The sequence below is a fragment of the Sphingomonas sp. EC-HK361 genome (assembly GCF_902498785.1).
GTDB lineage: Bacteria > Pseudomonadota > Alphaproteobacteria > Sphingomonadales > Sphingomonadaceae > Sphingomonas.
On sequence record NZ_LR701493.1, the window covers coordinates 570,271 to 592,897 of the forward strand.

18 protein-coding genes and 1 pseudogene are annotated in these 22,627 nt (G+C 67.9%); 9 read left to right on the forward strand and 10 right to left on the reverse strand.

Features of this window, described 5'->3' with window-relative positions; all coding sequences use genetic code 11:
• The first annotated feature begins 32 nt into the window (after positions 1-32).
• A complete protein-coding gene (locus tag BOS5A_RS04205; protein ID WP_151953940.1) occupies positions 33-698 on the forward strand; it encodes a nitroreductase in 666 nt (221 codons plus the stop codon).
• A gap of 66 nt (positions 699-764) precedes the next feature.
• Here the strand turns inward: BOS5A_RS04205 and BOS5A_RS04210 are convergent, their stop codons facing one another.
• Complete coding sequence (locus tag BOS5A_RS04210) at positions 765-2,150, reverse strand: DEAD/DEAH box helicase (RefSeq protein ID WP_151954499.1); 1,386 nt, start codon at positions 2,148-2,150, stop codon at positions 765-767.
• Positions 2,151-2,505: 355 nt separating this feature from the next.
• Here BOS5A_RS04210 and BOS5A_RS04215 point away from each other — a divergent pair.
• Positions 2,506-4,557, forward strand: a pseudogene (locus BOS5A_RS04215) (ATP-binding protein); the annotation flags it as partial.
• 176 nt (positions 4,558-4,733) lie between these two features.
• Here BOS5A_RS04215 and BOS5A_RS04220 read toward each other — a convergent pair.
• From BOS5A_RS04220 to BOS5A_RS04235, 4 genes are all read right to left on the reverse strand, one after another.
• Positions 4,734-6,050, reverse strand: coding sequence for a methyl-accepting chemotaxis protein (locus BOS5A_RS04220; protein WP_199857193.1), 1,317 nt, complete (start codon positions 6,048-6,050; stop codon positions 4,734-4,736).
• 102 nt (positions 6,051-6,152) lie between these two features.
• Positions 6,153-6,593, reverse strand: coding sequence for a YdeI/OmpD-associated family protein (locus tag BOS5A_RS04225; protein ID WP_199857194.1), 441 nt, complete (start codon positions 6,591-6,593; stop codon positions 6,153-6,155).
• Positions 6,594-6,892: 299 nt separating this feature from the next.
• Entirely contained in the window at positions 6,893-8,047 is a 1,155-nt protein-coding gene (locus BOS5A_RS04230) for an acyl-CoA dehydrogenase family protein (protein ID WP_151953944.1), read from the reverse strand.
• A gap of 67 nt (positions 8,048-8,114) precedes the next feature.
• The gene (locus BOS5A_RS04235; protein ID WP_151953945.1) at positions 8,115-8,561 is read right to left on the reverse strand and encodes a TlpA family protein disulfide reductase; all 447 of its coding nucleotides are present in this window, start codon (positions 8,559-8,561) and stop codon (positions 8,115-8,117) included.
• Between the two features lie 71 nt (positions 8,562-8,632).
• On the opposite strand from BOS5A_RS04235, the gene BOS5A_RS04240 reads away from it, so the two are divergent.
• The 6 genes from BOS5A_RS04240 to BOS5A_RS04265 all read left to right on the forward strand — a co-directional run bounded on the left by BOS5A_RS04240 (position 8,633) and on the right by BOS5A_RS04265 (position 17,174).
• Entirely contained in the window at positions 8,633-10,591 is a 1,959-nt protein-coding gene (locus BOS5A_RS04240; protein WP_151953946.1) for an energy transducer TonB, read from the forward strand.
• A gap of 64 nt (positions 10,592-10,655) precedes the next feature.
• The gene (locus BOS5A_RS04245; protein ID WP_151953947.1) at positions 10,656-11,657 is read left to right on the forward strand and encodes a fumarylacetoacetate hydrolase family protein; all 1,002 of its coding nucleotides are present in this window, start codon (positions 10,656-10,658) and stop codon (positions 11,655-11,657) included.
• Positions 11,654-13,219: an alpha,alpha-trehalase TreF gene (gene treF, locus BOS5A_RS04250; RefSeq protein ID WP_151953948.1), complete on the forward strand. Its 1,566-nt coding sequence runs from the start codon at positions 11,654-11,656 to the stop codon at positions 13,217-13,219. Before BOS5A_RS04245 ends, treF begins: the two co-directional genes overlap by 4 nt.
• Before the next feature lie 155 nt (positions 13,220-13,374).
• Positions 13,375-14,661 carry a thiamine pyrophosphate-dependent enzyme gene (locus BOS5A_RS04255; protein WP_151953949.1) on the forward strand — a complete coding sequence of 429 codons (1,287 nt, stop codon included), beginning with the start codon at positions 13,375-13,377 and terminating at the stop codon, positions 14,659-14,661.
• A 135-nt stretch (positions 14,662-14,796) separates the two neighbouring features.
• The gene (locus BOS5A_RS04260) at positions 14,797-15,804 is read left to right on the forward strand and encodes an alpha-ketoacid dehydrogenase subunit beta (RefSeq protein ID WP_151954500.1); all 1,008 of its coding nucleotides are present in this window, start codon (positions 14,797-14,799) and stop codon (positions 15,802-15,804) included.
• A complete protein-coding gene (locus BOS5A_RS04265; RefSeq protein WP_151953950.1) occupies positions 15,804-17,174 on the forward strand; it encodes a dihydrolipoamide acetyltransferase family protein in 1,371 nt (456 codons plus the stop codon). The genes BOS5A_RS04260 and BOS5A_RS04265 overlap by 1 nt, the downstream gene beginning before the upstream one ends.
• Before the next feature lie 3 nt (positions 17,175-17,177).
• Here BOS5A_RS04265 and BOS5A_RS04270 read toward each other — a convergent pair whose 3' ends face one another.
• The 4 genes from BOS5A_RS04270 to BOS5A_RS04285 form a co-directional block, all read right to left on the reverse strand.
• On the reverse strand, positions 17,178-17,951 hold the full coding sequence (locus tag BOS5A_RS04270) for an SDR family NAD(P)-dependent oxidoreductase (protein WP_151953951.1): 774 nt from the start codon (positions 17,949-17,951) through the stop codon (positions 17,178-17,180).
• 100 nt (positions 17,952-18,051) lie between these two features.
• On the reverse strand, positions 18,052-19,248 hold the full coding sequence (locus BOS5A_RS04275) for an acetyl-CoA C-acyltransferase (protein WP_151953952.1): 1,197 nt from the start codon (positions 19,246-19,248) through the stop codon (positions 18,052-18,054).
• Between the two features lie 66 nt (positions 19,249-19,314).
• Positions 19,315-20,007, reverse strand: a complete 693-nt coding sequence (locus BOS5A_RS04280; protein ID WP_151953953.1) for a phosphocholine cytidylyltransferase family protein — start codon at positions 20,005-20,007, stop codon at positions 19,315-19,317.
• A gap of 16 nt (positions 20,008-20,023) precedes the next feature.
• The gene (locus tag BOS5A_RS04285; RefSeq protein ID WP_151953954.1) at positions 20,024-21,127 is read right to left on the reverse strand and encodes an inositol-3-phosphate synthase; all 1,104 of its coding nucleotides are present in this window, start codon (positions 21,125-21,127) and stop codon (positions 20,024-20,026) included.
• A gap of 153 nt (positions 21,128-21,280) precedes the next feature.
• On the opposite strand from BOS5A_RS04285, the gene BOS5A_RS04290 reads away from it, so the two are divergent.
• Entirely contained in the window at positions 21,281-22,159 is an 879-nt protein-coding gene (locus tag BOS5A_RS04290; protein ID WP_151953955.1) for a CDP-alcohol phosphatidyltransferase family protein, read from the forward strand.
• A 58-nt stretch (positions 22,160-22,217) separates the two neighbouring features.
• Here BOS5A_RS04290 and rpoZ read toward each other — a convergent pair whose 3' ends face one another.
• Positions 22,218-22,562: a DNA-directed RNA polymerase subunit omega gene (rpoZ, locus tag BOS5A_RS04295; protein WP_151953956.1), complete on the reverse strand. Its 345-nt coding sequence runs from the start codon at positions 22,560-22,562 to the stop codon at positions 22,218-22,220.
• Between the last annotated feature and the right edge of the window lie 65 nt (positions 22,563-22,627).

Consider the following 22,627-nt stretch of genomic DNA (forward strand, 5'->3'; position numbering starts at 1 on the left):
TGACGCGAACGGCAAGCGGGAAGGTGGCGCGGATGGAGGTGAGTGCGGCGATCGCGGCGCGGCGATCGGTCAGGGGGTATCTCGACACGCCGGTGGCCGAGGACGTGCTCGTCACGATCGCGCGCAAGGCCGCGCGCGCCGCGACCGGGGGTAATATCCAGCCCTGGCATATCGATATCGTCCACGGGTCCGCGATGGCGGACCTGAAGCAGCAGATGGCGGGCAAGCTGGCGCGGGGCGAGACGGAAGCGCCGGGCTACGACATCTATCCGCGCGCAATGGAGCGCATCCACAAGGATCGCATCTTCGGCGTGGGGGAGGAGCTGTACGGCCATCTCGGCATCCCGCGCGAGGACAAGGCGGCGCGGCGCGCGTGGTTCGCGCGCAACTTCCAGTTCTTTGGTGCCCCCGCGGCCTATTTCTGCACCGTCGACCGGCGGATGGGGCCGCCGCAATGGGCTGACCTCGGCATGTATCTGCAGAACCTCATGCTGCTTGCAGTCGAGGCGGGGCTGGCGACCTGCCCGCAGGAATGCTGGGCGATGTATCCGGCGACGGTCGAGGGGTTTCTCGGCACGCCGGCGGAGCGGATGCTCTTTTGCGGGGTCGCGATCGGGTTTGAGGACGAAAGCGAGCCCGCCAACCGGACGCGCAGCGCCCGCGCGCCGGAAAGCGAGTGGTTGAAGGTTAGGGGGTAATGTGTTCCCGCGAAGGCGGGAACCCAGACTGGACCCCCGCCTTCGCGGGGGTACATTTTTTGCGGATTACCGTCCCGCCGACGCGCCGCCGCTGCGCTGGCCGCCGCGACCACGGCCGCGGTTGCCGCCGCGCTGACCGCCGCCAGCGCCACCCCGACCGCCGGGGCTGGCGTTGGCATAGTTGCGGCCGTTGGTCGCGGTCGGCGCATGCGTCGCGCGCGGACGTGCTGGGCCGCGCTGCTGGCGCGGGCGATCCTCGCGCGGGGCGGGGTCGGCACCGATCGCCTTCACACGGGCGTGCTTGATCGCTTCCGCCTGACGCATGAAGTCCTCGGGTAGCGGGGTAACCGGCACCTTCTGGCGCGTCGTGCGCTCGATATCGCGCAGATACGGCTTCTCGTCATCCGCGCAGAAACTGATCGCCTGCCCGCTGGCGCCCGCACGCGCGGTGCGGCCGATGCGGTGGACATATTGCTCCGGCACGTTGGGCAGCTCGAAGTTGAACACATGGCTGACCCCCGACACGTCGATCCCGCGCGCGGCGATATCGGTCGCGACGAGGATCGGCACCTGACCCGATTTGAACAGGCCAAGCGCGCGCTCGCGCTGCGGCTGACTCTTGTTGCCGTGGATCGCGTTCGCGGCGATGCCGTTGCCCGCCAGCAGTTTCACGACGCGGTCGGCGCCGTGCTTGGTGCGGGTGAAGACGAGCGCACGGTCGATGCTCGCGTCGCCCAGCAGAATGGTGAGCAACGCCTGCTTCTCGCTCTGGTTGACGAAGGTCACCTGCTGGTCGACGCGCTCCGCGGTCGTCGCGGCCGGCTTGATCGAGACGGTCGCGGGATCGGTCAGGAACTGACCCGCCAGCTCGCGGATCGCGGCGGGCATGGTTGCCGAGAAGAACAGCGTCTGGCGCTTGCGCGGCACCATCCGCACGATCTTCCTGAGCGCGTGGATGAAGCCGAGGTCCATCATCTGGTCGGCTTCGTCGAGGACGAGAATCTCGACCATCGACAGGTTGCACAGCCCCTGCTCGACGAGATCGATGAGGCGGCCCGGGGTCGCGACGAGGATGTCGACGCCGCGCGAGAGGTCCTGCCGGTTCTTGTTGATGCTGACCCCGCCGAAAACGGTCGCGACCGACATCCGGCTGAACTGGCCGTAGCCGCGCGCGCTGTCGGCGATCTGGCTCGCGAGCTCGCGCGTGGGGGCGAGGACGAGCATGCGGCAATGCGTCGGCAGCACGCGCTTCTGCGCGGCGACGAGACGCTGGATCGACGGCAGCACGAACGCCGCGGTCTTGCCGGTGCCGGTCTGCGCGATGCCGAGCAGGTCGCGGCCTTCGAGCAGCTGGGGAATGGAATCGCGCTGGATCGGCGTGGGCTGGGTATAGCCCTTGGCCTCGATGGCGCGGACGAGAGGCTCGGCAAGGCCGAGATGAGCGAACGACATGAAGAGAAAGTCCATATGCAGGCCGCCAGCCGCGTCATCGGACGCAACCGGGGCGGGGGAAACTGACACCCCGCGTGACTTGGGAAGCCTGGCTTAACGACCGAGACGGAGCCGACCCTGGTAAAAGCCAGGGCGATCACGCTGCATGACGCCTCGATTGTTGCGTGATGTGCGTTGTGCACCGCAAAAAGTCAAGGCGAGGTGATTCGGGGCGCGCTTTTGATCGGCGATCATGCAACATTCGGGATCATCAGCCATTTGCACCTTGGCAGGGGCTCGGGGTATAACTGACGGTATGGACGACGAAACTTCGCGCGGCGACGCGGTCACCACCGTGGCGCATCTGGCGAGCGTCGGGACCTGGGACTGGGATGTCGCCGCGGACATCGTGACCGCGGATGCCAATTTCGCGCGGCTCTACGGCGTCGATGCGGAGGTCGCGCGGGCGGGCGCGTCGATCGCGACCTTCTTCGCCGGCATTCATCCGGACGATGTTGCGCGTGTTCAGCGCGAGGTCGACGCCGCGATTCGGACCGGTGCGGCGTTCGAGACCGAATATCGCCTGATCGGCCATGAGGGGCGATCGCACTGGGTGATGGCGCAGGGCCGGTGCCACTATGCCGCGGACGGCACGCCGACGCGGTTCCCCGGCATCAGCTTCGATATCGATGCGCGCAAATGGACCGAGCGGCGGCTTGCCGCGATCGTCGCGCTCAACGATGCGCTGCGCCAGCCCGGCGATGCCGCCGACCTCGCCTATGCCGCGTCGGAAATTCTCGGCCGCACGCTGGAGGTCAGCCGTGCCGGCTACGGGCTGATCGACCGGGCGACCGAAACGATCCTCATCGATCGCGACTGGCGCGCGCCCGGCGTCATCAGCATCGCCGGCACGCTGCACTTTCGCGATTACGGCACGTATATCGACGATCTGAAACGCGGCGAAACCGTCGCCGTGACGAATGCGGATTCCGACCCCCGAACCCGCGACACCGCCGACGCGCTGAAGGCGATCACCGCGCATTCGTTCATCAACATGCCCGTCACCGAACAGGGCGGTTTCGTCGCGCTCATCTTCGTCAACCACGCCGTGCCGCGCACCTGGACCGACGACGAGGTCGCCTTCATGCGCGAACTCGCCGAGCGCACCCGCGACGCGACCGAGCGGCGCCGCGTCGAGCAGGAGCTTGCGACGCTCAACGCCTCGCTCGAACAACAGGTCGAGGAGCGCACCCGCGACCTGCTGATCGCCGAGGAGCATCTGCGCCAGGCGCAGAAGATGGAAGCCGTGGGCCAGCTAACCGGCGGACTGGCGCACGACTTCAACAACCTGCTGACCGGCATCTCGGGCGCGATCGAGATGATGCAGGTGCGGATCGGGCAGGGGCGCATCGCCGAGCTCGACAAATATGTCACGGCCGCGCAAGGGGCGACGCGGCGCGCGGCGGCGCTCACCCACCGGCTCCTTGCCTTCTCGCGCCGCCAGACGCTCGATCCGCGGCCGACCGACGTCAACCGCCTGATCGCGGGGATGGAGGACATGATCCGCCGCACCGTCGGCCCCGGGATCGAGGTCGAGGTGGTCGGCGCGGCGGGGGCGTGGGGCGCGATGGTCGATCCCAACCAGCTCGAGAATGCGCTCCTCAACCTGTGCATCAACGCGCGCGACGCGATGCCCGATGGCGGTCGGATCACGATCGAGACCGCCAACAAATGGCTCGACGAACGCACCGGGCGCGAGCGCGACCTGGAGCCGGGGCAGTATCTGTCGCTGTGCGTCACCGATACCGGCACCGGCATGACGCCCGAGGTGCAGGCGCGCGCCTTCGATCCCTTCTACACCACCAAGCCGCTCGGCGAGGGCACCGGGCTCGGCCTGTCGATGATCTATGGTTTCGCGCGCCAGTCCGGCGGGCAGGTGCGCATCTACACCGAGATAGGCGAGGGCACGACGCTGTGCATCTACCTCCCGCGCCATTACGGCGAGCTTGACGAGGAGGCGCCGGCTACCCGTTCGCTAGATGATGCACCCCAAGCCGACGGATCGCGTACGGTGCTGGTGGTCGATGACGAGCCGACGATCCGGATGCTGGTGATCGAGGTGCTTGACGAACTGGGCTATACCGCGTTCGAGGCGGCCGACGGCGCGGCGGCGATGCGCATCCTGCAGACCGGGGCGAAGATCGATCTGCTCATCACAGATGTCGGGCTGCCCGGGCAGATGAACGGCCGTCAGGTCGCCGACGCGGCGCTGACGCGCACCCCCGATCTGAAGGTGCTGTTCATCACCGGCTATGCCGAGAATGCGGTGATCGGCAACGGCCAGCTCGCGCCCAACATGTCGCTGGTGACGAAGCCGTTCGCAATGGAAGCGCTGGCGGCGAAGGTGAGGGCGCTGCTGGCGGGGTGAGGCCATCGAAATGTGCCTGACGTCTGGTTTCTCTTCCGTTCGCCTCGAGTAGCCGTCGAGCCTGTCGAGACGGCGTATCGAGAGGTCTGCCCCGCGTCCGAGTCTCTCGATACGGGCTCTCGACAAGCTCGATCCCTACTCGAGACAAACGGAAGGGGCTTAGGTCGATCAGGTCCTCACGCCGCGGCCAGCGCTCCCAGAAACGCGCCAAGGTGCCGGTCGAGCGTATCGGCCTTGTCAGCGAGCGCGCGGGCCAGGCCGCCCATCTCGCCCGCATCGGCCCCCGCACTGCGCGCGCTCGCCAGGATATCGGTGACGTTCTCCCCGACATGATCGGCGGCGCGTCCGGCATCGGCAACGTTGCGACTGATCGTCCGCCCCGCGGCACCCTGTTCGCGGATCGCGCCCATCACGCTGTCCGACAAGGTCTCGACCGCGCGCACCGCGTCCGACACGCCGGCGTGGCCGGTCGAAACCTGTTCGGTCGCCGCGCGGATGCGGTCGATATGCCCGCCGATACCGGCGGCCGCGCGCCGGGTCTGCCCGGCCAAAGCCTTCACAGCATCCGCGACCACCGCGAAGCCGCGCCCGGCATCACCGGCGCGCGCAGCCTCGATCGAGGCGTTGAGCGCGAGCATCGTCGTGCGCTGCGCGATGTCGTCGATCAAGGCGGTCACGTCGCCGATCGTGTCGGCGGCGTCGCTGAGTTGCGTGACCTGATAGGCGCCGTCATGCGCCTGCTGAACCGCTGTCCGCGTCGCGCCCTGCGCCTCGACCATGCGCTGCTCGACGTCGCCGAGCGAACCGGCAAGGCGCTGGCCCTGATCCGCAATCTCCCCCATATTCGCGGAGGCCTGCGTCGTCGCGGCGGCGACTGCGGCGATTCGTTCGCTGATCTGGCCTGCGCGAAGCCCCATTCGCGACGATGTCGCCTCGACTCGCCGCGATGCGTCGGCCAGCCCGGCGGTGAGATCGCGGACGCTTTCCTCGAAGGCGCGGCTGGCTGCATCGATACGGTCGGCGCGTGCGGCATTCTCCCGGCTGATCGCGGCGTCGCGCTCGGCGGCGAGCTTCAGCAGCGTGACCTGATCGATGACCCCCTCGAACTGTCCGCCGCGCGTGACGACCAGCCCCTCGGTCCCGCCGGCCGCCCAAGCATCGAGCGCATCGCCGACGCGCGTGCCGAGTTCGACCGCGGTGCACGCCAGAACATGCCGGTCGAGCCCGATCGCGAGGCTCCGGTTATACAGCAGCGCATAGCCATAAGGGCTGAACAGGATGTCGCGGATGTCGCGCTCGTAGATCGCCCCTACCGGCCGGCTGCCCGCATCGAGCACCGCGAGCATGCGCAGGTGCGGCTGGGCGCGGAAGATCTTGGCGGCGTCGAGCAACGGTACGCCGTTTGCGATGGCGGTGCGATCGATGATCGCATCGCTCGCGATCACGCGTTCGCCCTCCGCCCTGTCGGTCCACCCGATATTGCCGCGACCCATCATTGCGCTCCCGTTGCGGGGGTGGCGTGGCGCATGGCTGGTAAATGCGGGGTTAGGGGTTCGTGACGGTTCGATGACTTGCGACGAACCGAGTGGGATCGATCAGGATTGTCCCGCGACCCGTGCGACGATCGCGGCGATCCGGCGCTCGCGGGTTTCGTCGCGCCTGGCGCCGGTGACGCTTTCCGCATCTTCGCGTCGCTGGGTGACGCTGAGCGCATCCCACCGCGCGCGCAGTGCCGCCGCGGCGAGGGCCTCGGCCAGCGGCGCCGGCGCCTCGACCGCGCGCGGGGCGGTGTCGAGGGTGAGCGTGACTTCGATTGTGTCGCTGGCGGCCACGCTCGCGGCCTCGCGGTTCGATCGGCGCAGCGGCACGAAGGTCGCACCGTTCATGATCGCGATCGTGCTGCGATAGCTGTGGCCGTTGATCGTCACGACCACCGGCGGACGCGCTTTGCCGAACAGCGCGCGCTGGTCGAACGGGACGGGGATGGCGCCTTCGTCCGCGAGGGTGGTGGTGTAGGTGATCGAGGGCGCGGGCATTCCGGGAGGATAGCGTGAGGCGCGCCGCCCGCAAAATCCTCCCCTGCAAGGGGAGGGGGACCAGCCGCAGGCTGGTGGAGGGGTATCCGCTATCGAGAGGGTGACACCCCTCCGCCGCGCTGCGCGCGCCGCCTCCCCTTGGAGGGGAGGATTGTCGAGGTTTGCCAGCCGGCAAAGCATGTCCTGAGCGCCTGCCTTGCAGGCAGCCGAAGGGGCCGTCGGCCGGATCGGGCGAGGCCCGTCCGCCGGCCGCGCAAGCTGTTCGCGCTCCCGCGCGATCGGCGCGAACGTCGTCGCGCCTACAGCTTGCGGCCAATAACCTCCTTCATGATCTCGTTCGTCCCGCCATAGATCCGGCTCACCCGCGCCGCGCGCCAGCTCCGTGCGATCGGATACTCGTTCATATACCCCGCTCCTCCGTGGAGCTGGAGGCACTTGTCCATCACCTCCCATTGCAGCTCGGTATGCCACAGCTTCGCGGCCGCACCCTCCTCGTTGGTCAGTTCCCTCTTCAGATGCCGCTGGATGGCCCAGTCGAGATGCGCCCAGCCGACCTGCAGTTTCGATTTGAGATCGGCGAGGACGAAACGCGTGTTCTGGAAGTCGAAGACCATTCCGGCGAACGCCTTCCTTTCCTTGGTGAAGGCGACCGTCTCGTCGAACGCCTTCTGCGCCGACGCCTGCGTGCCGACCGCGATCGACAGCCGTTCCTGCGGCAACTGGCTCATCAGGTAGATGAAGCCCTTGCCCTCCTCGCCCAGGCAATTGGTGATCGGCACGCGCACGTCTTCGAAGAACAATTCCGACGTATCGGCCGCGTCCTGCCCGATCTTGTCGAGCTTGCGCCCGCGCTTGAACCCCTCGCGGTCGCTTTCGATCAGGATGATCGACATGCCCTTATACGCCGGCTTGGCCTCGGGATCGGTCTTGGCGACGACCAGCACCAGATCGGCATTCTGCCCGTTGGTGATGTAGGTCTTCGAACCGTTGACGACATAGTGGTTGCCGTCCTTCTTCGCGGACGTGCGGATCGCCTGGAGGTCGCTGCCGGTGCCCGGCTCGGTCATTGCGATCGCGGTGATCGTCTCGCCCGACACGAGCTTCGGCAGCCACTCCTGCTTCTGCTCCTCCGACCCGTAATGGACGATATAGTCGCAGACGATGTCGGACTGGAGCGAGAAGCCGGCGGGGACGCCGTTATAGCTCATCTCCTCATCGACGATCGCGTTGTAGCCGAAGTCGAGACCCAGCCCGCCATAGGCCTCCGGCACCGTCGGGCACAGCATCCCGACCTCGCCCGCCTTGCGCCAGAAATCCTTGGGGACGAGACGCTGCTCCTCCCATGCGGTCACGTTGGGCACGCCTTCCTTCTGCAGAAAGCTGCGCACCGTCTGACGAAACGCCTCGTGATCCTCGTTATACGCAAAGCGGCCGGGCAGGGTGTCGAGCGACATGGGCATCCTCTCATTTGACGTTGCAGCAAGCGTGAGAGCGATCGTTGGAAGCGTCAAGTAACAAAAGTTATGGCGGGCTTGTCCGCCCGTTGCGGCAGGCCGCGACCATCGCGCGCGCCTTTGCGGCGTCGAGTCCGTCGCGCCGGTCCGCGCAGACGCGCCCGCTTTCGTCGATGGCGATGCTGTAGGGGAGTCCGGCGCTGTCGCGGAACAGTCGTGCCTCGATCTGGCGGCGTTTTTCTGGCGGGAACATGAGCAGCTGGTCGCGCGGCACGGCCCGCATCATCGCGCGTCCGGCGGCGGACTCGTCGAGCACGGTCACGCCGACCGCGAACGGCCGCGCCGCAGCGGTAATGTCGTCCAGCCGCGCAATCTCGCCATGGCACGGCGCGCACCAGCCGGCGACGAACATCACGATCGTCGCGGGGGGATAGCGAAGCGGCGCGTCGGCAGCGGCCGGGGCGAGAACGGCGACGGCGCCGAACCCTGCGCCAAGTCGCGCAATCTTCGCCAAAAAACCTCTCGACACCATGCGCGTCCCGTGATCTTTCGCTGCTGAAAACCGGGTAGAAACTGGGGGATGATATGGTCGCGATCTTGCTCGTCATGCTGGCCGCCGGTCAAGCGGCTCCCGCGCCGGCAACAGGCGCGCCGATGACGCTCCAGCAGCGCTTCGACGCGGCGAGCGCTGCGGCGGAGGCCGGCAATTGCAGTGATGCGGTCAAGCAGTTCGAAGCGATCGAGACGACGGGCGCGGCAAGGCGCAGTCCGCTGGTCGGCGCGGCGATCGCGGTGCGCAAGGGCAATTGCCTGATCGGCACCGACCGTTCCAACGAGGGCGAGGCGGCGATCCGCCGCGGCTTGCCGGCGCTGGAAGCCAGGGGCGCGGACTTCGCCGGCGACGTGCGCGACGCGCGCCTCGGGCTGGCGGCGGCGGCGCAGCTGCGCTTCGACTATGCCGCGGCGGCGACCGAGTATGAGACCGCGCTGAAGCTGTCGACCGGTGCCGCGCGGATGCGGCCGTTGCTGGCGCTGTCGCGGCTGCGGATGTTCGATCATGACGGCCGCGCGCTCGCCGAGGCGGAGGAGGCGCGCACGCTCGTCACGACCGTGCCGGGCTATACGAAGAAGGACATCGCGACCGTCCAGACGCAATATGCCCGCGTCCTGCTGAACGAAGGGCGCAAGAAGGACGCGTATGACACGCTAAAGGACAGTTTGAAGAAACAGGGCGGGCTTGGCACGCGAGTCGGGCTTGCCGACATCGCGACCCGGTCCGATCTTGCGATCGCCGCCCTGCAGAACGGAGACAAGGACGCGGCGCGCGAATATCTCGCCTACACCGGCGCGGGGCGGATGAAGGACGGGCCGTTCGGGCAGGCGGTATCGATGGACGCGCCCGTGTGCGGCGCCGATACCGGGCTGAAGCCCGACGATATGGCAATCGTCGAGTTTTCGCTGGCGGAGGACGGCCACGTTACCGCCGTCACGCCGATCTACACGCCGGGCAACCGGCAGGTCGCGCTCGCCTTCGCGCGCGCGGTCGCGGGCTGGTCGTGGCGGGCGGAGGATGCCGCGAAGGTGCCGGCGCTGTTCCGCTATGCGACGCGGGTCGAGATGCGGTGCGCGAAGACCGGCGACCGCCCGTCGATCGACGCGCCGCTCAAACAGGCCTTCGGCGACTGGTTGCGCGAGGCAGGCGCGGGCGAACCGGCATGGGCGGACCTGTCCGAAGCGAGCGCGCTGCCGGTCCAGCGCGCCGCGCTCGACCGCGCGACCGCCGCGGGCAATCGCGCGGCGACGCTGCAGGCAATCGCGGCGCTCGTCGACAATGCGGTTCTGAAGGGGGACCAGCGCGCGCCCCTGGCGGCGCGCGCTGTCGACCTTGCCGCTGCGATGAAGGCGCCGGTGCCGGTGCGGACCTATCTCGCGATGACCAGGGCGCGGATCGATGCCGATAGCGCCAAGGGGATGCGCGCGGGCATGCGCGCGCTCCTCGCGCAGCCGGATGTCGCCGCCGATCCGTTGAGCGCGGGCACGCTGCGGCTGCTCATCGCGCGACCGGACTATCGCGAGGCGCCGCCGGCCGACGCGCAGACGCTTCTCGATGCGGTGATCGATTCGCCGGGATTGCCGCAGCGCCACCCGTTGAAGGTGAACGCGATGCTGCAGGAGGCGAACCTGCTGGCCGCGAAGGGCGACCTGCCGGGGGCGCGCGCCGTCTTCGATCGCACCGGGCTGAACGCGGAGCAATGCGCGATGATCGGGCTGACCCCGGCGATGCGTCGATCGGGGGCCAGCTCCAGCGACTATCCGATGGAGGCGGTGCGGATGGGGTTCGAGGGCTGGGTGAAGACCGAATTCGATGTCGCGGCCGACGGCAGCACGATCGCACCGCGCGCGATCGTCGCTTACCCGCCGTTCGTCTTCGACGAGGCGGCGACCGGGATCATCCGGGATGCGCGGTTCACCAGCAGCTTCCGGCCGACGGGGTCGGTCGCCTGTGCGGGCAGCCGGCGAGCCATCGTCTTCCGCCTGCCCTGAGACGCGCCGCCTCTCGACTTCGCGGCGTCGCCCCGCCTAAGGGTGACGCAAAGGAGAGACGTGCATGAAACTGGCCAGCCTGAAGCAGGGGCGCGACGGGCGTCTCGTCGTCGTGTCGAACGATCTCGCCTGGTATGCCGATGCGGGCCACATCGTCGCGACGCTGCAGGCCGCGCTCGACGACTGGGACCGGTACGAGGGCGATTTGCGCAACCTCGCGACCGATCTCGATCACGGCATGATCCCCAAGGAGCGCTTTCACGAGCATGACGCCGCCTCGCCGCTGCCGCGCGCCTATCAATGGGCGGACGGCTCGGCCTATGTGAACCATGTCGCGCTCGTCCGGCAGGCGCGGGGGGCGGAGATGCCCGACAGCTTCTGGCACGATCCGCTGATGTATCAGGGCGGATCGGACGGCTTCCTCGGCCCGCGCGACGCGATTCCGCTCGCCGACGAAGCGTGGGGCTGCGATCTGGAAGCCGAGGTGGTCGTGGTGACCGGCGACGTGCCGCTCGGCGCGACGCGGGATGAGGCACTCGCCGCGATCCGCCTCGTCGGGCTGACCAACGACGTGTCCTTGCGCAACCTCATCCCGGGCGAGCTGGGCAAGGGGTTCGGCTTCTTCCAGTCGAAGCCGGCGAGCGCGTTTTCGCCGGTCTTCGTTACCCCCGATACGCTCGGCGAGTGGTGGCAGGACGGCAAGCTGCAACGGAAGCTGATGGTCGACCTGAACGGCGAACCCTTCGGCCGCGCCGAGGCGGCTGAGGACATGACGTTCGATTTCGGCACGCTCGTGGCCCACGCCGCCAAGACCCGCAAGCTGGGCGCCGGGACGATCGTCGGCTCGGGCACCGTCTCCAACCGCGATGCGGATGGCGGCCCCGGCAAGCCGATCGCGGAGGGGGGCGTGGGCTATTCCTGCCTCGCCGAGGTCCGCACCGTCGAGACGATCGCTGGCGGCAAACCCGTCACGCCGTTCCTGAAGAAGGGGGATACCGTCCGCATCTGGGCGGAGGACGACAGGCATCACCCGATCTTCGGGGTGATCGAACAGACCGTCGAATGAGGCGCATCGGCGTCCGGTGGATCGCGGTCGCGCTCGCCGCCGCGCCGCTCGCGACGCCGGTCGGCGCGCGAGACACCGCACCCGCGGTCGCGACGCCTGCCGATCTCTATGGTCCGTTGTTCGAGGCGGTGCAGATGCGCCGCATCTTTCCCGACGGGAAGACCTTCGTCGACGCGGTGGCAAAGCGGCCGGCGCAGGCGATCGTCGCGGACTACCGCAAGCACGCGCCGATGGACGATGCCGCGCTGAAGGCGTTCGTGCTCGCCAATTTCGCGGTGCCCGGCATCCTGACGGCCCCGCAACCCAGCGCTGCCCGTCCGCCGATCGCCGATCATATCCGTGCATTGTGGCCGGTCCTGACCCGCGCAGCGATCCGCGCCGAGCCTGGCTCGTCGGCGCTCGCGCTCCCGCGGCCCTTTGTCGTCCCCGGCGGGCGCTTTCGCGAAATCTATTACTGGGACAGCTATTTCACGATGCTGGGCCTGCAAGCCGACGGTCGGCAGGATTTGATCGAAGGGATGATCGACGATTTCGTCAGCCTCGTCGAGCGCTATGGCCACGTCCCCAACGGCGCGCGGACCTATTATGTCAGCCGCTCGCAGCCGCCCTTTCTCTACCTGATGATGGGCCTGTCGCGCACCAATGATCCGGCGGTGAAGGCGAGGCGCCTTGCGGCGCTGAAGCGCGAGCATGAATTCTGGACGAGCGCCGCGCGCACCACGCGGCTGCCCGACGGCAGCGCACTTGCGCATTACGGCGATGCGCGCTCGACCCCGCGCGATGAGAGTTGGCGCGAGGATGTGGAGACAGCGCGCGGTTCCAGCCGACCGGTCGCCGAGGTGCAGAACGCGTTGCGCGCCGGGGCGGAGAGCGGATGGGACTTCTCGTCACGCTGGTTCGCTGACGGCCGGCGCCTCGCCACGATCGACACGCCGCACATCGTGCCCGCCGATCTCAACGCGCTGCTCTATGGCCAGGAGCGCGCGATCGCCACGATGAGCCGTAAGGCGGGGGACACCTCCACGGCCGCGCGGTTTGATACGCTCGCGGTGACGCGCGCGAAGGCGGTGGAGCGCTGGCTGTGGGACGCGAAAGGCGCGCGCTACGGCGATTTCGATACGAAGCGGCGGACTCTTCGCCCCGGCCTCACCGCTGCCAGCGCCTATCCGCTCTTCACCGGCCTCGCCTCGACAGCGCACGCCAAGGCTGCCGCCGAGACGATCGGGCGCCGCCTGATCGCCCCGGGCGGCGTGCGGACCTCGCTGGTCGTGACCGGCCAGCAATGGGATCGCCCCAATGGCTGGGCGCCGCTGCAATGGGTGACGATCGCGGGCCTGCGCCGCGCCGGCCGCGACGATCTGGCGCGCCGCGCCGCCACGCGCTTCCTCGCCACGGTCGAGCGTGAATATCAGGCGAGCGGCAAGCTGCTCGAGAAATATGATGTCGAGGAAAGCCGCCCCGGCGGCGGCGGAGAATATCCGACGCAGGACGGCTTCGGCTGGACCAACGGCGTCGTCCGGGCGATCCAGCTTTACCTGGGCGAATCACCCGCGCGGCACTGATTGGCGGCTGTGCGCACAAGTCGGTCGCGCGGACGGACCGGCGCGCCGCATGTGTTGCGCCGCGCCACCCCACACACCGCTTGAAATTATATAACAAGGCTCCGAAAGCGGATGCTACGCGTTCCCGAATGCCGGAACCGAATATTGGAGAGGTCATGGCGAGCGATACGCGCCGCACCAACTTGCCGCCGCTGGCGCTGCACGTACCGGAACCCAAGTTCCGGCCCGGCGACGCGGTCGATTTCGTCGGGGTCGACGTGCCCGCGGTCGATGCCGCCCGCCGCCCCGACACCGCGGCGCAGGCGTCGGAGTTTCCCGATCTCGCCTACGGCCTCGTCCGCGTCCTCGATCTCGACGGCACCGCCGGCGGCGCGTGGGACCCGAAGCTCTCGCCCGACATGATGCGCCGCATGCTGCGCAGCATGGCGCTCGTCCGCGCGTTCGACGAACGCATGTTCCGCGCGCAGCGGCAGGGCAAGACCAGTTTCTACATGAAGTGCACCGGCGAGGAGGCGGTCGCGGTCGCGGCGGCCCATGCGCTCGATTACGAGGACATGTGCTTCCCCTCCTACCGACAGCAGGGGCTGCTGATCGCGCGGGGCTGGAGCCTCGTCGACATGATGAACCAGATCTATTCGAACAGCGCCGATCGGCTCCAAGGCAAGCAGCTGCCGATCATGTATTCGGTGAAGGAAGCCGGCTTCTTCTCGATCTCCGGCAACCTCGCGACGCAATATCCGCAGGCGGTGGGCTGGGCGATGGCTTCCGCGGCGAAGGGCGACACGCGGATTTCGGCGGTGTGGTGCGGCGAGGGCTCGACCGCGGAGGGCGATTTCCACTCGGCGTGCACCTTCGCCAGCGTCTACCGCGCGCCGGTGATCCTGAACGTCGTCAACAACCAGTGGGCGATCTCCAGCTTTTCGGGCTTTGCGGGCGCCGAGGCGACGACCTTCGCGGCGCGCGCGGTCGGCTACGGCATCGCCGGGCTGCGGGTGGACGGCAACGATGCGCTCGCCGTCTATGCGGCGACCCAGTGGGCGGCCGAGCGCGCGCGCACCAATCAGGGCCCGACGCTGATCGAGCACTTCACCTACCGCGCCGAAGGCCACTCGACCTCGGACGATCCCGGCCAGTATCGCTCGGCCGGCGAGGCGACCGCCTGGCCGCTCGGCGACCCGATCGCGCGGCTGAAGGCGCATCTGATCGCGCTCGGCGAGTGGGACGAGGACCGCCACGCCGCGCAGGACAAGGAACTCGCCGAGGAGGTGAAGGTGGCGCAGAAGGAGGCCGAGAAGAACGGCATCCTCGGCCACGGCCTGCACCAGCCGCTCGACACCCTGTTCGACGGCGTGTTCGAGGAGATGCCGTGGCATTTGCGCGAGCAGCAGGCGCAGATGATGGCGGAAGAAGCGGCAAGCGGTCGCCCGTGGGATCGGAAGTGAGCGTTCCCGCCCATCATTGTATCCCCGCGAAGGCGGGGATCCAGCCTGGGCTCCCGCTTTCGCGGGAGCACAACTTCGGATTGCGATATGACTGACCTGATGGATCACACCGCCGAAGCCGCCACCACCACCCGCATGAACATGATCCAGGCGATCAATTCCGCGATGGACGTCATGATGGCGCGCGATCCGGATGTCATCGTGATGGGGGAGGATGTCGGCTATTTCGGCGGCGTCTTCCGCGCGACCGCGGGGTTGCAGGCGAAATACGGCAAGACCCGTGTGTTCGATACGCCGATCACCGAATGCGGCATCGTCGGCGTCGCGGTCGGTATGGGGGCTTACGGCCTGCGACCGGTCCCCGAGATCCAGTTCGCCGACTACATCTACCCCGCGCTCGACCAGCTTGTCAGCGAGGCCGCGCGGCTGCGCTATCGCTCGGCGGGCGAGTTTACCTCGCCGATCACGGTGCGCTCGCCGTTCGGCGGCGGCATCTTCGGCGGCCAGACGCACAGCCAGAGCCCCGAGGGCATCTTCACGCACATCTCGGGGGTGAAGACGGTGATTCCCTCGACCCCCTATGATGCCAAGGGCCTGCTGATCGCCGCGATCGAGGACAATGATCCGACGATCTTCTTCGAGCCCAAGCGCATCTACAACGGCCCGTTCAACGGCCATTGGGACCGCCCGGCGGAAAACTGGTCGAAGCATCCCGCGGGCGAGGTGCCGACCGGCTATTACAAGATCGAGCTCGGCAAGGCGAAGGTCGTGCGCGAAGGCGAGGCGCTGACGATCCTCGCCTATGGCACGATGGTGCATGTCTGCCAGCAGGTCGTCGCCGACACCGGCGTCGATGCCGAGATCGTCGACCTGCGCACGCTGGTGCCGCTCGACATCGATACGATCGAGGCGTCGGTAAAGAAGACCGGCCGCTGCATGATCGTCCACGAGGCGACGCGCACCTCTGGCTTCGGCTCCGAACTGTCGGCGCTGGTCCAGGAGCGGTGCTTCTATCACCTCGAGGCGCCGATCGAGCGCGTCACCGGCTTCGACACGCCCTATCCGCACAGCCTCGAATGGGCGTATTTCCCCGGCCCCGTCCGCATCGGCGAGGCGCTCAAGAAGATCATGAAGGACGCATAATGGCCCGCTTCACCTTCAAGCTGCCGGACATCGGCGAAGGCATTTCCGAGGCCGAGATCGTCGCATGGCATGTCGCGGTCGGCGACCGCGTCGAGGAAGACCAGCAGATCGCCGACATGATGACCGACAAGGCGACCGTCGAGATGGAATCGCCGGTGTCGGGCACGGTGATCGAGCTGGCCGGCGAAGTCGGCGATCAGGTCGCGATCGGCGCGGCGCTGGTGGTGATCGAGACCGAGGGCGATGTGTCGGCGGAGGAAGCGCCGGCGTTGGGGCCGGTCGAGACCGAACTGAGGGCGGTGCCTGCCAGCGAGGCGCAGGAAGAGGTCGCCGAGCAGTATGAAGCGGAGAATCCTGGGGTCGAGGACTTGGCGGAAACGTCCGCGTCGCAGCCCGCCCGTGCTCCCGCGCAGGCGGGAGCCCAGTGCCCGGAGCGCACCGCTGGCGACCCTGGGCTCCCGCCTGCGCGGGAGCACAATGCGGGTGAAGCGCGCGACCATTCAACCCACTCAGTGTTGGCCTCCCCCGCCGTCCGCGCCCGCGCGCAAGACCTCGGCGTCGACCTTGCGCAGGTAAAGGTGTCGGACGGCGACCGCATCCGCCACGCCGATCTCGACGCCTTCCTCCGCTATGGCACCGGCCAAGGCTACCACGCCCCCCACGCATCGCGCGCCCGCGAGGACGAGGCTGTCAAGGTCATCGGCATGCGCCGTCGCATCGCCGAGAACATGGCGGCATCGAAGCGCAATATCCCGCATTTCACCTATGTCGACGAGATCGACGTCACCGCGCTGGAGGCGATGCGCGCCGATCTCAACGCCAATCGCGGCGGCCGTCCCAAGCTCACCATGCTGCCGCTGCTGATCGTCGCGATCTGCCGCACGCTGCCCGAGTTCCCGATGCTCAACGCGCGCTACGACGACGAGGCGGGCGTGGTGACGCGTTCTGGTCGCGTCCATCTCGGGATGGCGACGCAGACCGATGCAGGGCTGACCGTGCCGGTCATCCGCGACGCGCAGGACAGGAACGTCTGGCAACTCGCGACCGAGATCACCCGGCTTGCGGAGGCCGCGCGCGCGAACAAGCTCGCCCCCAGCGAGATGGGCGGCGGCACGATCACCGTCACCTCGCTCGGCCCGCTCGGCGGCATCGCGACCACGCCGGTCATCAACCGTCCGGAGGTCGCGATCATCGGCCCGAACAAGATCGTCGAGCGGCCGGTTTTCGACGGAGACGACATCCGCCGCGCCAAATGCATGAACCTGTCGATCAGCTGCGACCACCGCGTCGTCGATGGCTGGGACGCGGCAAGCTATGTTCAGGCGCTCAAGCGCTTCCTCGAGACGCCGGTGCTGCTCTTCGCCGACTGACGCTCAGCTGCGCGCTTTCTGGAGCGATCCGGCGATCCGCCGCGCCAGCGCGCGGGGGGTGAAGCGGATCGAACCCGCCATCGCCGCATTCATCGCGCCAGAGACCTTGACCGCGCGGTTGGCGGCGAGCGCCTTCAAGCCGTCGCGAACGACGGTGTCCGGGCCGCTCGCGAAGCGCTTGAACAGGTCGCTGTCGCCCATCCCGGCGACGTCGGCGAATTCGGTGCGGGTTGGTCCCGGGCACAGCGCGGAGACGTGGATGCCGTTGCCCTTCACCTCTTCGTGCAATGCTTCGGAGAAGCTTAGAACAAACGCCTTGGTCGCGTAATAGACGGCCATCCACGGTCCCGGCTGGAAAGCGGCGGTGGAGGCGACGTTGAGGATGCCGCCGCGTCCCGCCGCGATCATTGCCGGGAGGACGGCGTGGCTGAGCGCGACGAGCGCGCGGCAGTTGACGTCGATCTGGCCGAGCTGCGTCTCAAGCGGCATCTCGGCGAACGCGCCGCGCCCGCCGAAGCCGGCATTGTTGATGAGCGTGTCGATCGTCAGCCCCGCAGCCGTGATGTCGGCGATCAATCCGGCCGGCGCATCGGCCGCTGCAAGGTCTGCGGCGAAGACGTGGACCGTGACGCCGTGCCGATCCCGTAACTCTTGCGCGAGCGCTTCCAGTCGATCGGTGCGCCGCGCGGTCAGGAGCAGGTCGCACTTCTCGGCCGCGAGCGCCCGCGCGAAGCCCTCGCCAAGTCCTGCCGATGCGCCGGTGATGAGTGTCGCCATGATGTGCCTACTCCTGTTTCTCGACTTCGCTCGAAACGAACGGGGAATTGCGCACCACATCCGTTCGCTTCGAGCGAAGTCGAGAAGCCTTTGGAAACGCTCAAGCCAACTCGAACAGCCCCGCTGCGCCCATGCCGCCGGCGGTGCACATCGATACCACGACATAGCGCACCCCGCGCTTGCGTCCCTCGATCAGCGCATGGCCGACCAGCCGGCTGCCGGTCATCCCGAACGGGTGCCCGACCGCGATCGCGCCGCCGTTGACGTTATATTTCTCCGGATCGATGCCGAGGTGATCGCGGCAATAGAGGCACTGCGACGCGAATGCCTCGTTCAACTCCCACAGCCCGATATCGGCGACCGACAGCCCGGCGCGGTCGAGGAGCTTCGGGATCGCGAAGACCGGGCCGATCCCCATCTCGTCCGGCTCGCACCCTGCCGCCTGGAAACCGCGATAGATGCCCAGGATATCCTTGCCCTCCGCCACGGCAGTCGCGCGGTCCATGACGATCTGCGCGGCGGCGCCGTCGGAAAGCTGCGAGGCGTTGCCGGCGGTGATGTTGCTGCCGGCGCCGGTGAAGTCGCCGCCGGGCCACACCGTCTTCAGCCCGGCAAGCGCTTCGGCGGTCGTGCCGGCGCGGATGCCCTCGTCCTGCGCGATCGTCACGGTTTCGCTGCCGGTGCGGTTGCCGTCCCTGTCGAAGATCGCCTTGTCGACGGTGATCGGCACGATCTCTTCGGAAAAGGCGCCGTTCGCCACGCCGGCGGCGGCGCGCTGCTGGCTCGCCGCGGCATAGGCGTCCTGCGCCGCGCGGCTGATGCCATAGCGCTCGGCGACGATCTCGGCCGTCTCGATCATCGGGATGTAGGCGGCGGGCACATTCGCGGTGACGCTTTGGTTGACGTAGCGCGGCGCGTCCTTCGTGACGGTGAAGCTGATCGACTCCATCCCGCCGGCGAGCCCCACATCGATATCGCCCGCGATGATCGAGCGTGCGGCGAGCGCGACCGCGGTCAGCCCGGAGCCGCATTTCCGGTCGAGCGTGAAGGCCGGCACCGAATGCGGCAGCGCGCCCGCGAAGATCGCCATGCGCCCGGCATTGCCGCCTTGCGTCCCCCACTGGTTGCCGACGCCCCAGAACACGTCGTCGATGCGTGCCGGATCGATCCCCGCGCGTTCCACCGCGGCGTTCATCACATGACCGGCCAGCACCGGCGCCTCGGTCGCGTTGAACGCGCCGCGATACGCCTTGCCGATCGCGGTGCGGGCGGTGGAAATGATTGCGGCTTCACGCATCGACGGGCCTTTCGAGGATCGGGTATGGCTCCGTCGATACGCGCTGGCCCCGCGGCGTGCAATCGTTCAGCCGAGCGCGGCCTCGGCCTGGGCGAGCGCCCTGGGGTCATCGACGTCGAGCCACCAGGCATCGCCGATATCGACGGTGCGCGCGCCGCCAAGGCTTGCCAGCGCTTCGACGCCGGCCGAGATCGAGCCGGGGCCCCCAGCGGCGATCGAAGCGCGCAGCGCGTCATGAAAACGGCCATCGACCTTGAACACGCCGCAGTCGAACGCGTCGTAATCGGGCAGATGCTTGCCGATCGCGACGATCGCGCCCGCACGCGTCCGGACCCGCGTGACGTCGTCCATGTCGACCAGCGGATTGTCGAGGCGGCGGTCGATCGCGAGCGTCAGCGGTGCATCGGGCGCGGCGATGGCGGCCGCGACGATCGCCGGATCGAAGAGATGATCCGCCATCATCAAGAGGTGCGGGTCTGAACCGATCGCGTCGGCGCCGGTCAGCACCGAATGGCCGTTGGCGAGGCTCCAGTCGGGTGTCGCGACGCAGCGGATCGCGGGATCGAACGCGTGGAGGAACGCCTCCAGCCGCGCGCCTTCATGCCCCGTCACCACCACGAAGCCGGTCGCACCCCCGGCGCGCGCGGCGTTTATCACGCGCGCGATGAGCGGCGTGCCGGCGACATCGGTGAGCGGCTTGGAGGGCGACACCGATCGCAGCCGGCTGCCATAGCCGGCTGCGACGATCAGGGCCTGCATTTCCGGTTTCTAGGCCTTATTCGGCGGCGAGTCGCGCGTCGGCGTGGATGAAGTCGTCGGTCAGCTTCGCGGCGACGTCATCGGTGAACTGCTGCGGCGGATGCTTGCAGAAGAAGGCGGACGGCCCCTCGAGGGCGCCCGCGACGCCGCGGTCGAGCGCGACCTTCACGCAGCGGATCGCATCGACGACGACGGCTGCCGAGTTCGGCGAGTCCTCGACCGAGAGGCGAAGCTCGAGGTTCATCGGCACGTCGCCGAACAGATTGCCCTCCAGCCGCAGGAAGCACAGCTTGTTGTCGTGGAGCCACGGGATGTAGTCCGACGGGCCGACATGGATGTTCTCGTCGGCGAGCCGCTCGGCGATCACCGCCTGGACGGCCTCGGTCTTCGATTCCTTCTTGCTCGCCAGGCGCTGGCGATCGAGCATGTTCATGAAGTCGGTATTGCCGCCGGTGTTCAGCTGATAGGTGTGATCGATCGTCACGCCGCGCTGGCCGAAGAGGTTCGACAGCACGCGGTGGACGATCGTCGCGCCGACCTGCGCCTTCACGTCGTCGCCGATGATCGGCAGGTTCGCGTCGGCAAACTTCTTTTCCCATTCCGGGCGGCTGGCGATGAACACCGGCATGCAGTTGACGACGCCGACGCCCGCCTCGAGCGCGCATTCCATGTAGAATTCGGTCGCGTCCTGGCTGCCGACGGGGAGGAAGTTGACGAGGATCTCCGCGCCCGAATCCTTGATCGCGGCGACGATCTCGGCCCTGGACGCGTCGCGCGTCTCGTCGATCTCGAAGCCGCGGTCGTTGGCGGCGGTCAGCATGTGCGGGGCCACGCCGTCCAGCTTGGCGCCCATCTTCACGATCGTGCCGGTCTTGGGCACATCGGCGTGGAACACCTTTGTGCAGTTGGGCTTCGCGAAGATCGCCTCGCCCAGATCCATTCCGACCTTGCGCGAATCGACGTCGAACGCGGCGACGAATTCCAGGTCGGCAACCTTGTAACCGCCGATATCCTCATGGATAAGGCCGCTTGCGGTGTTACTGCCGGTATAGTGATACTTGCCCTGAACGAGGCTCGACGCGCAGTTGCCGACGCCGATGATTGCGACCTTGATCGTCATTCCCGTAATATCCCTGATGCGGAGCCGATAGCAGCCGCGATGACACCATGATGACGGACAGGTGACAGAAGTGCTACCCGTGTCAAGCGACACGACGGGCACAGCCGCGAAAAGCTGCTGTTCCGGTATAGGGTTGAGGGGACACGGGGCATAATGGCGACAGTTTTTCGCGACGAGACGTTGAAGACGGGCAAGCCCCGCGAATTGCAGGACCCGCTCAACCGCTATCTCTACCACCCGCTCGCGCGGCGGCTGGCGCGCGCGCTGGTGCCGACCGGGATCAGCCCGAACATGGTGTCGATCGCAGGGGCGATCGTGGTCGTGCTGGCGGCGATCCTCTACACCACCGCGCCGTTCGCTGGCGCGGTCCTTCTCGCCTACGCGCTGCATCTGTCGTGGCACGTCATCGACGGCGCCGACGGGGACCTCGCGCGGTTGACCGGCAAGGCATCGCCCAATGGCGAGATGATCGACGGGATGTGCGATTATTTCGGGCATGCCGCGCTCTACATCCTGTTCGGCATGCTGCTGGATGACCAGATCGGCGGTGCGGCCTGGCTGCTCGTCGTCGGCGCAGGGATCAGCCGCGCGGTGCAATCGGTGTTCGCGGAGAGCCAGCGGCGCACCTATCTTTGGTGGGCATATGGCGTGCCGTGGATCGCGAAGGCGCCGCCCACCGGCGACGGCATCGGCCAGCGGCTGACGCGCCTCTATGTCGGTGCAGCGCGGGCGATGGGCGGCGCGACGGAAACGGTGAATGCGGTTGTCGCGGCGGCGGAACCCGATCTGGTCGAGCGCAAGCGAATCGCGCTGCTCGCGCGCGAGACGTGCCGCGCGACGTTGCCGGTGCAGACCGCGCTGGGGGCGAACCCGCGGACGGTCCTGCTGGGGCTGTGCGTGCTTGGCGGGCACCCCGCGTGGTTCTTCGCGATCGAGTTGCTGCCGCTCAACGCGCTGCTCGCCTTCGCGGTCGCACAGCAGGCGCGGTGCTGTCGCAGGCTGTTGACCCTCATCGCGGGCGGGCGGGGCTGAAACAAAAAGGGCCGCAACGTCGCGGTTGCAGCCCCTTCTTCAAGCCGTAGGTCTCGGATCAGCCGTCGTAGTCGGCGCCCAGATTCTGGTTGCGCGGCGGGGCCGCTGCGGTGAGCCGAAGCGCCTCAGCCGACGCGGCCAGGCTGCCGACCTCATCGACCTCGTCATCATCGTCGATCTGCACCCGCTGCAGGCTGCCGACCGCAGACTCGCGCAGATCCTTCGGACGCACGGTTTCCTCGGCGATCTCGCGCAGCGCGACGACCGGATTCTTGTCGCGGTCGCGGTCGATGGTGAGATCGGCGCCGCCCGAAATCTGGCGCGCGCGCTGGGCTGCGAACAGCACCAGATCGAAACGGTTGGAAACCTTGTCGACGCAATCCTCGACAGTGACGCGCGCCATGGACGCTTTCCTTCGCTAGTCTGACGATGGGTGAAAGCGAAGCCTCTAAGGCCGCGAGCGCCGCA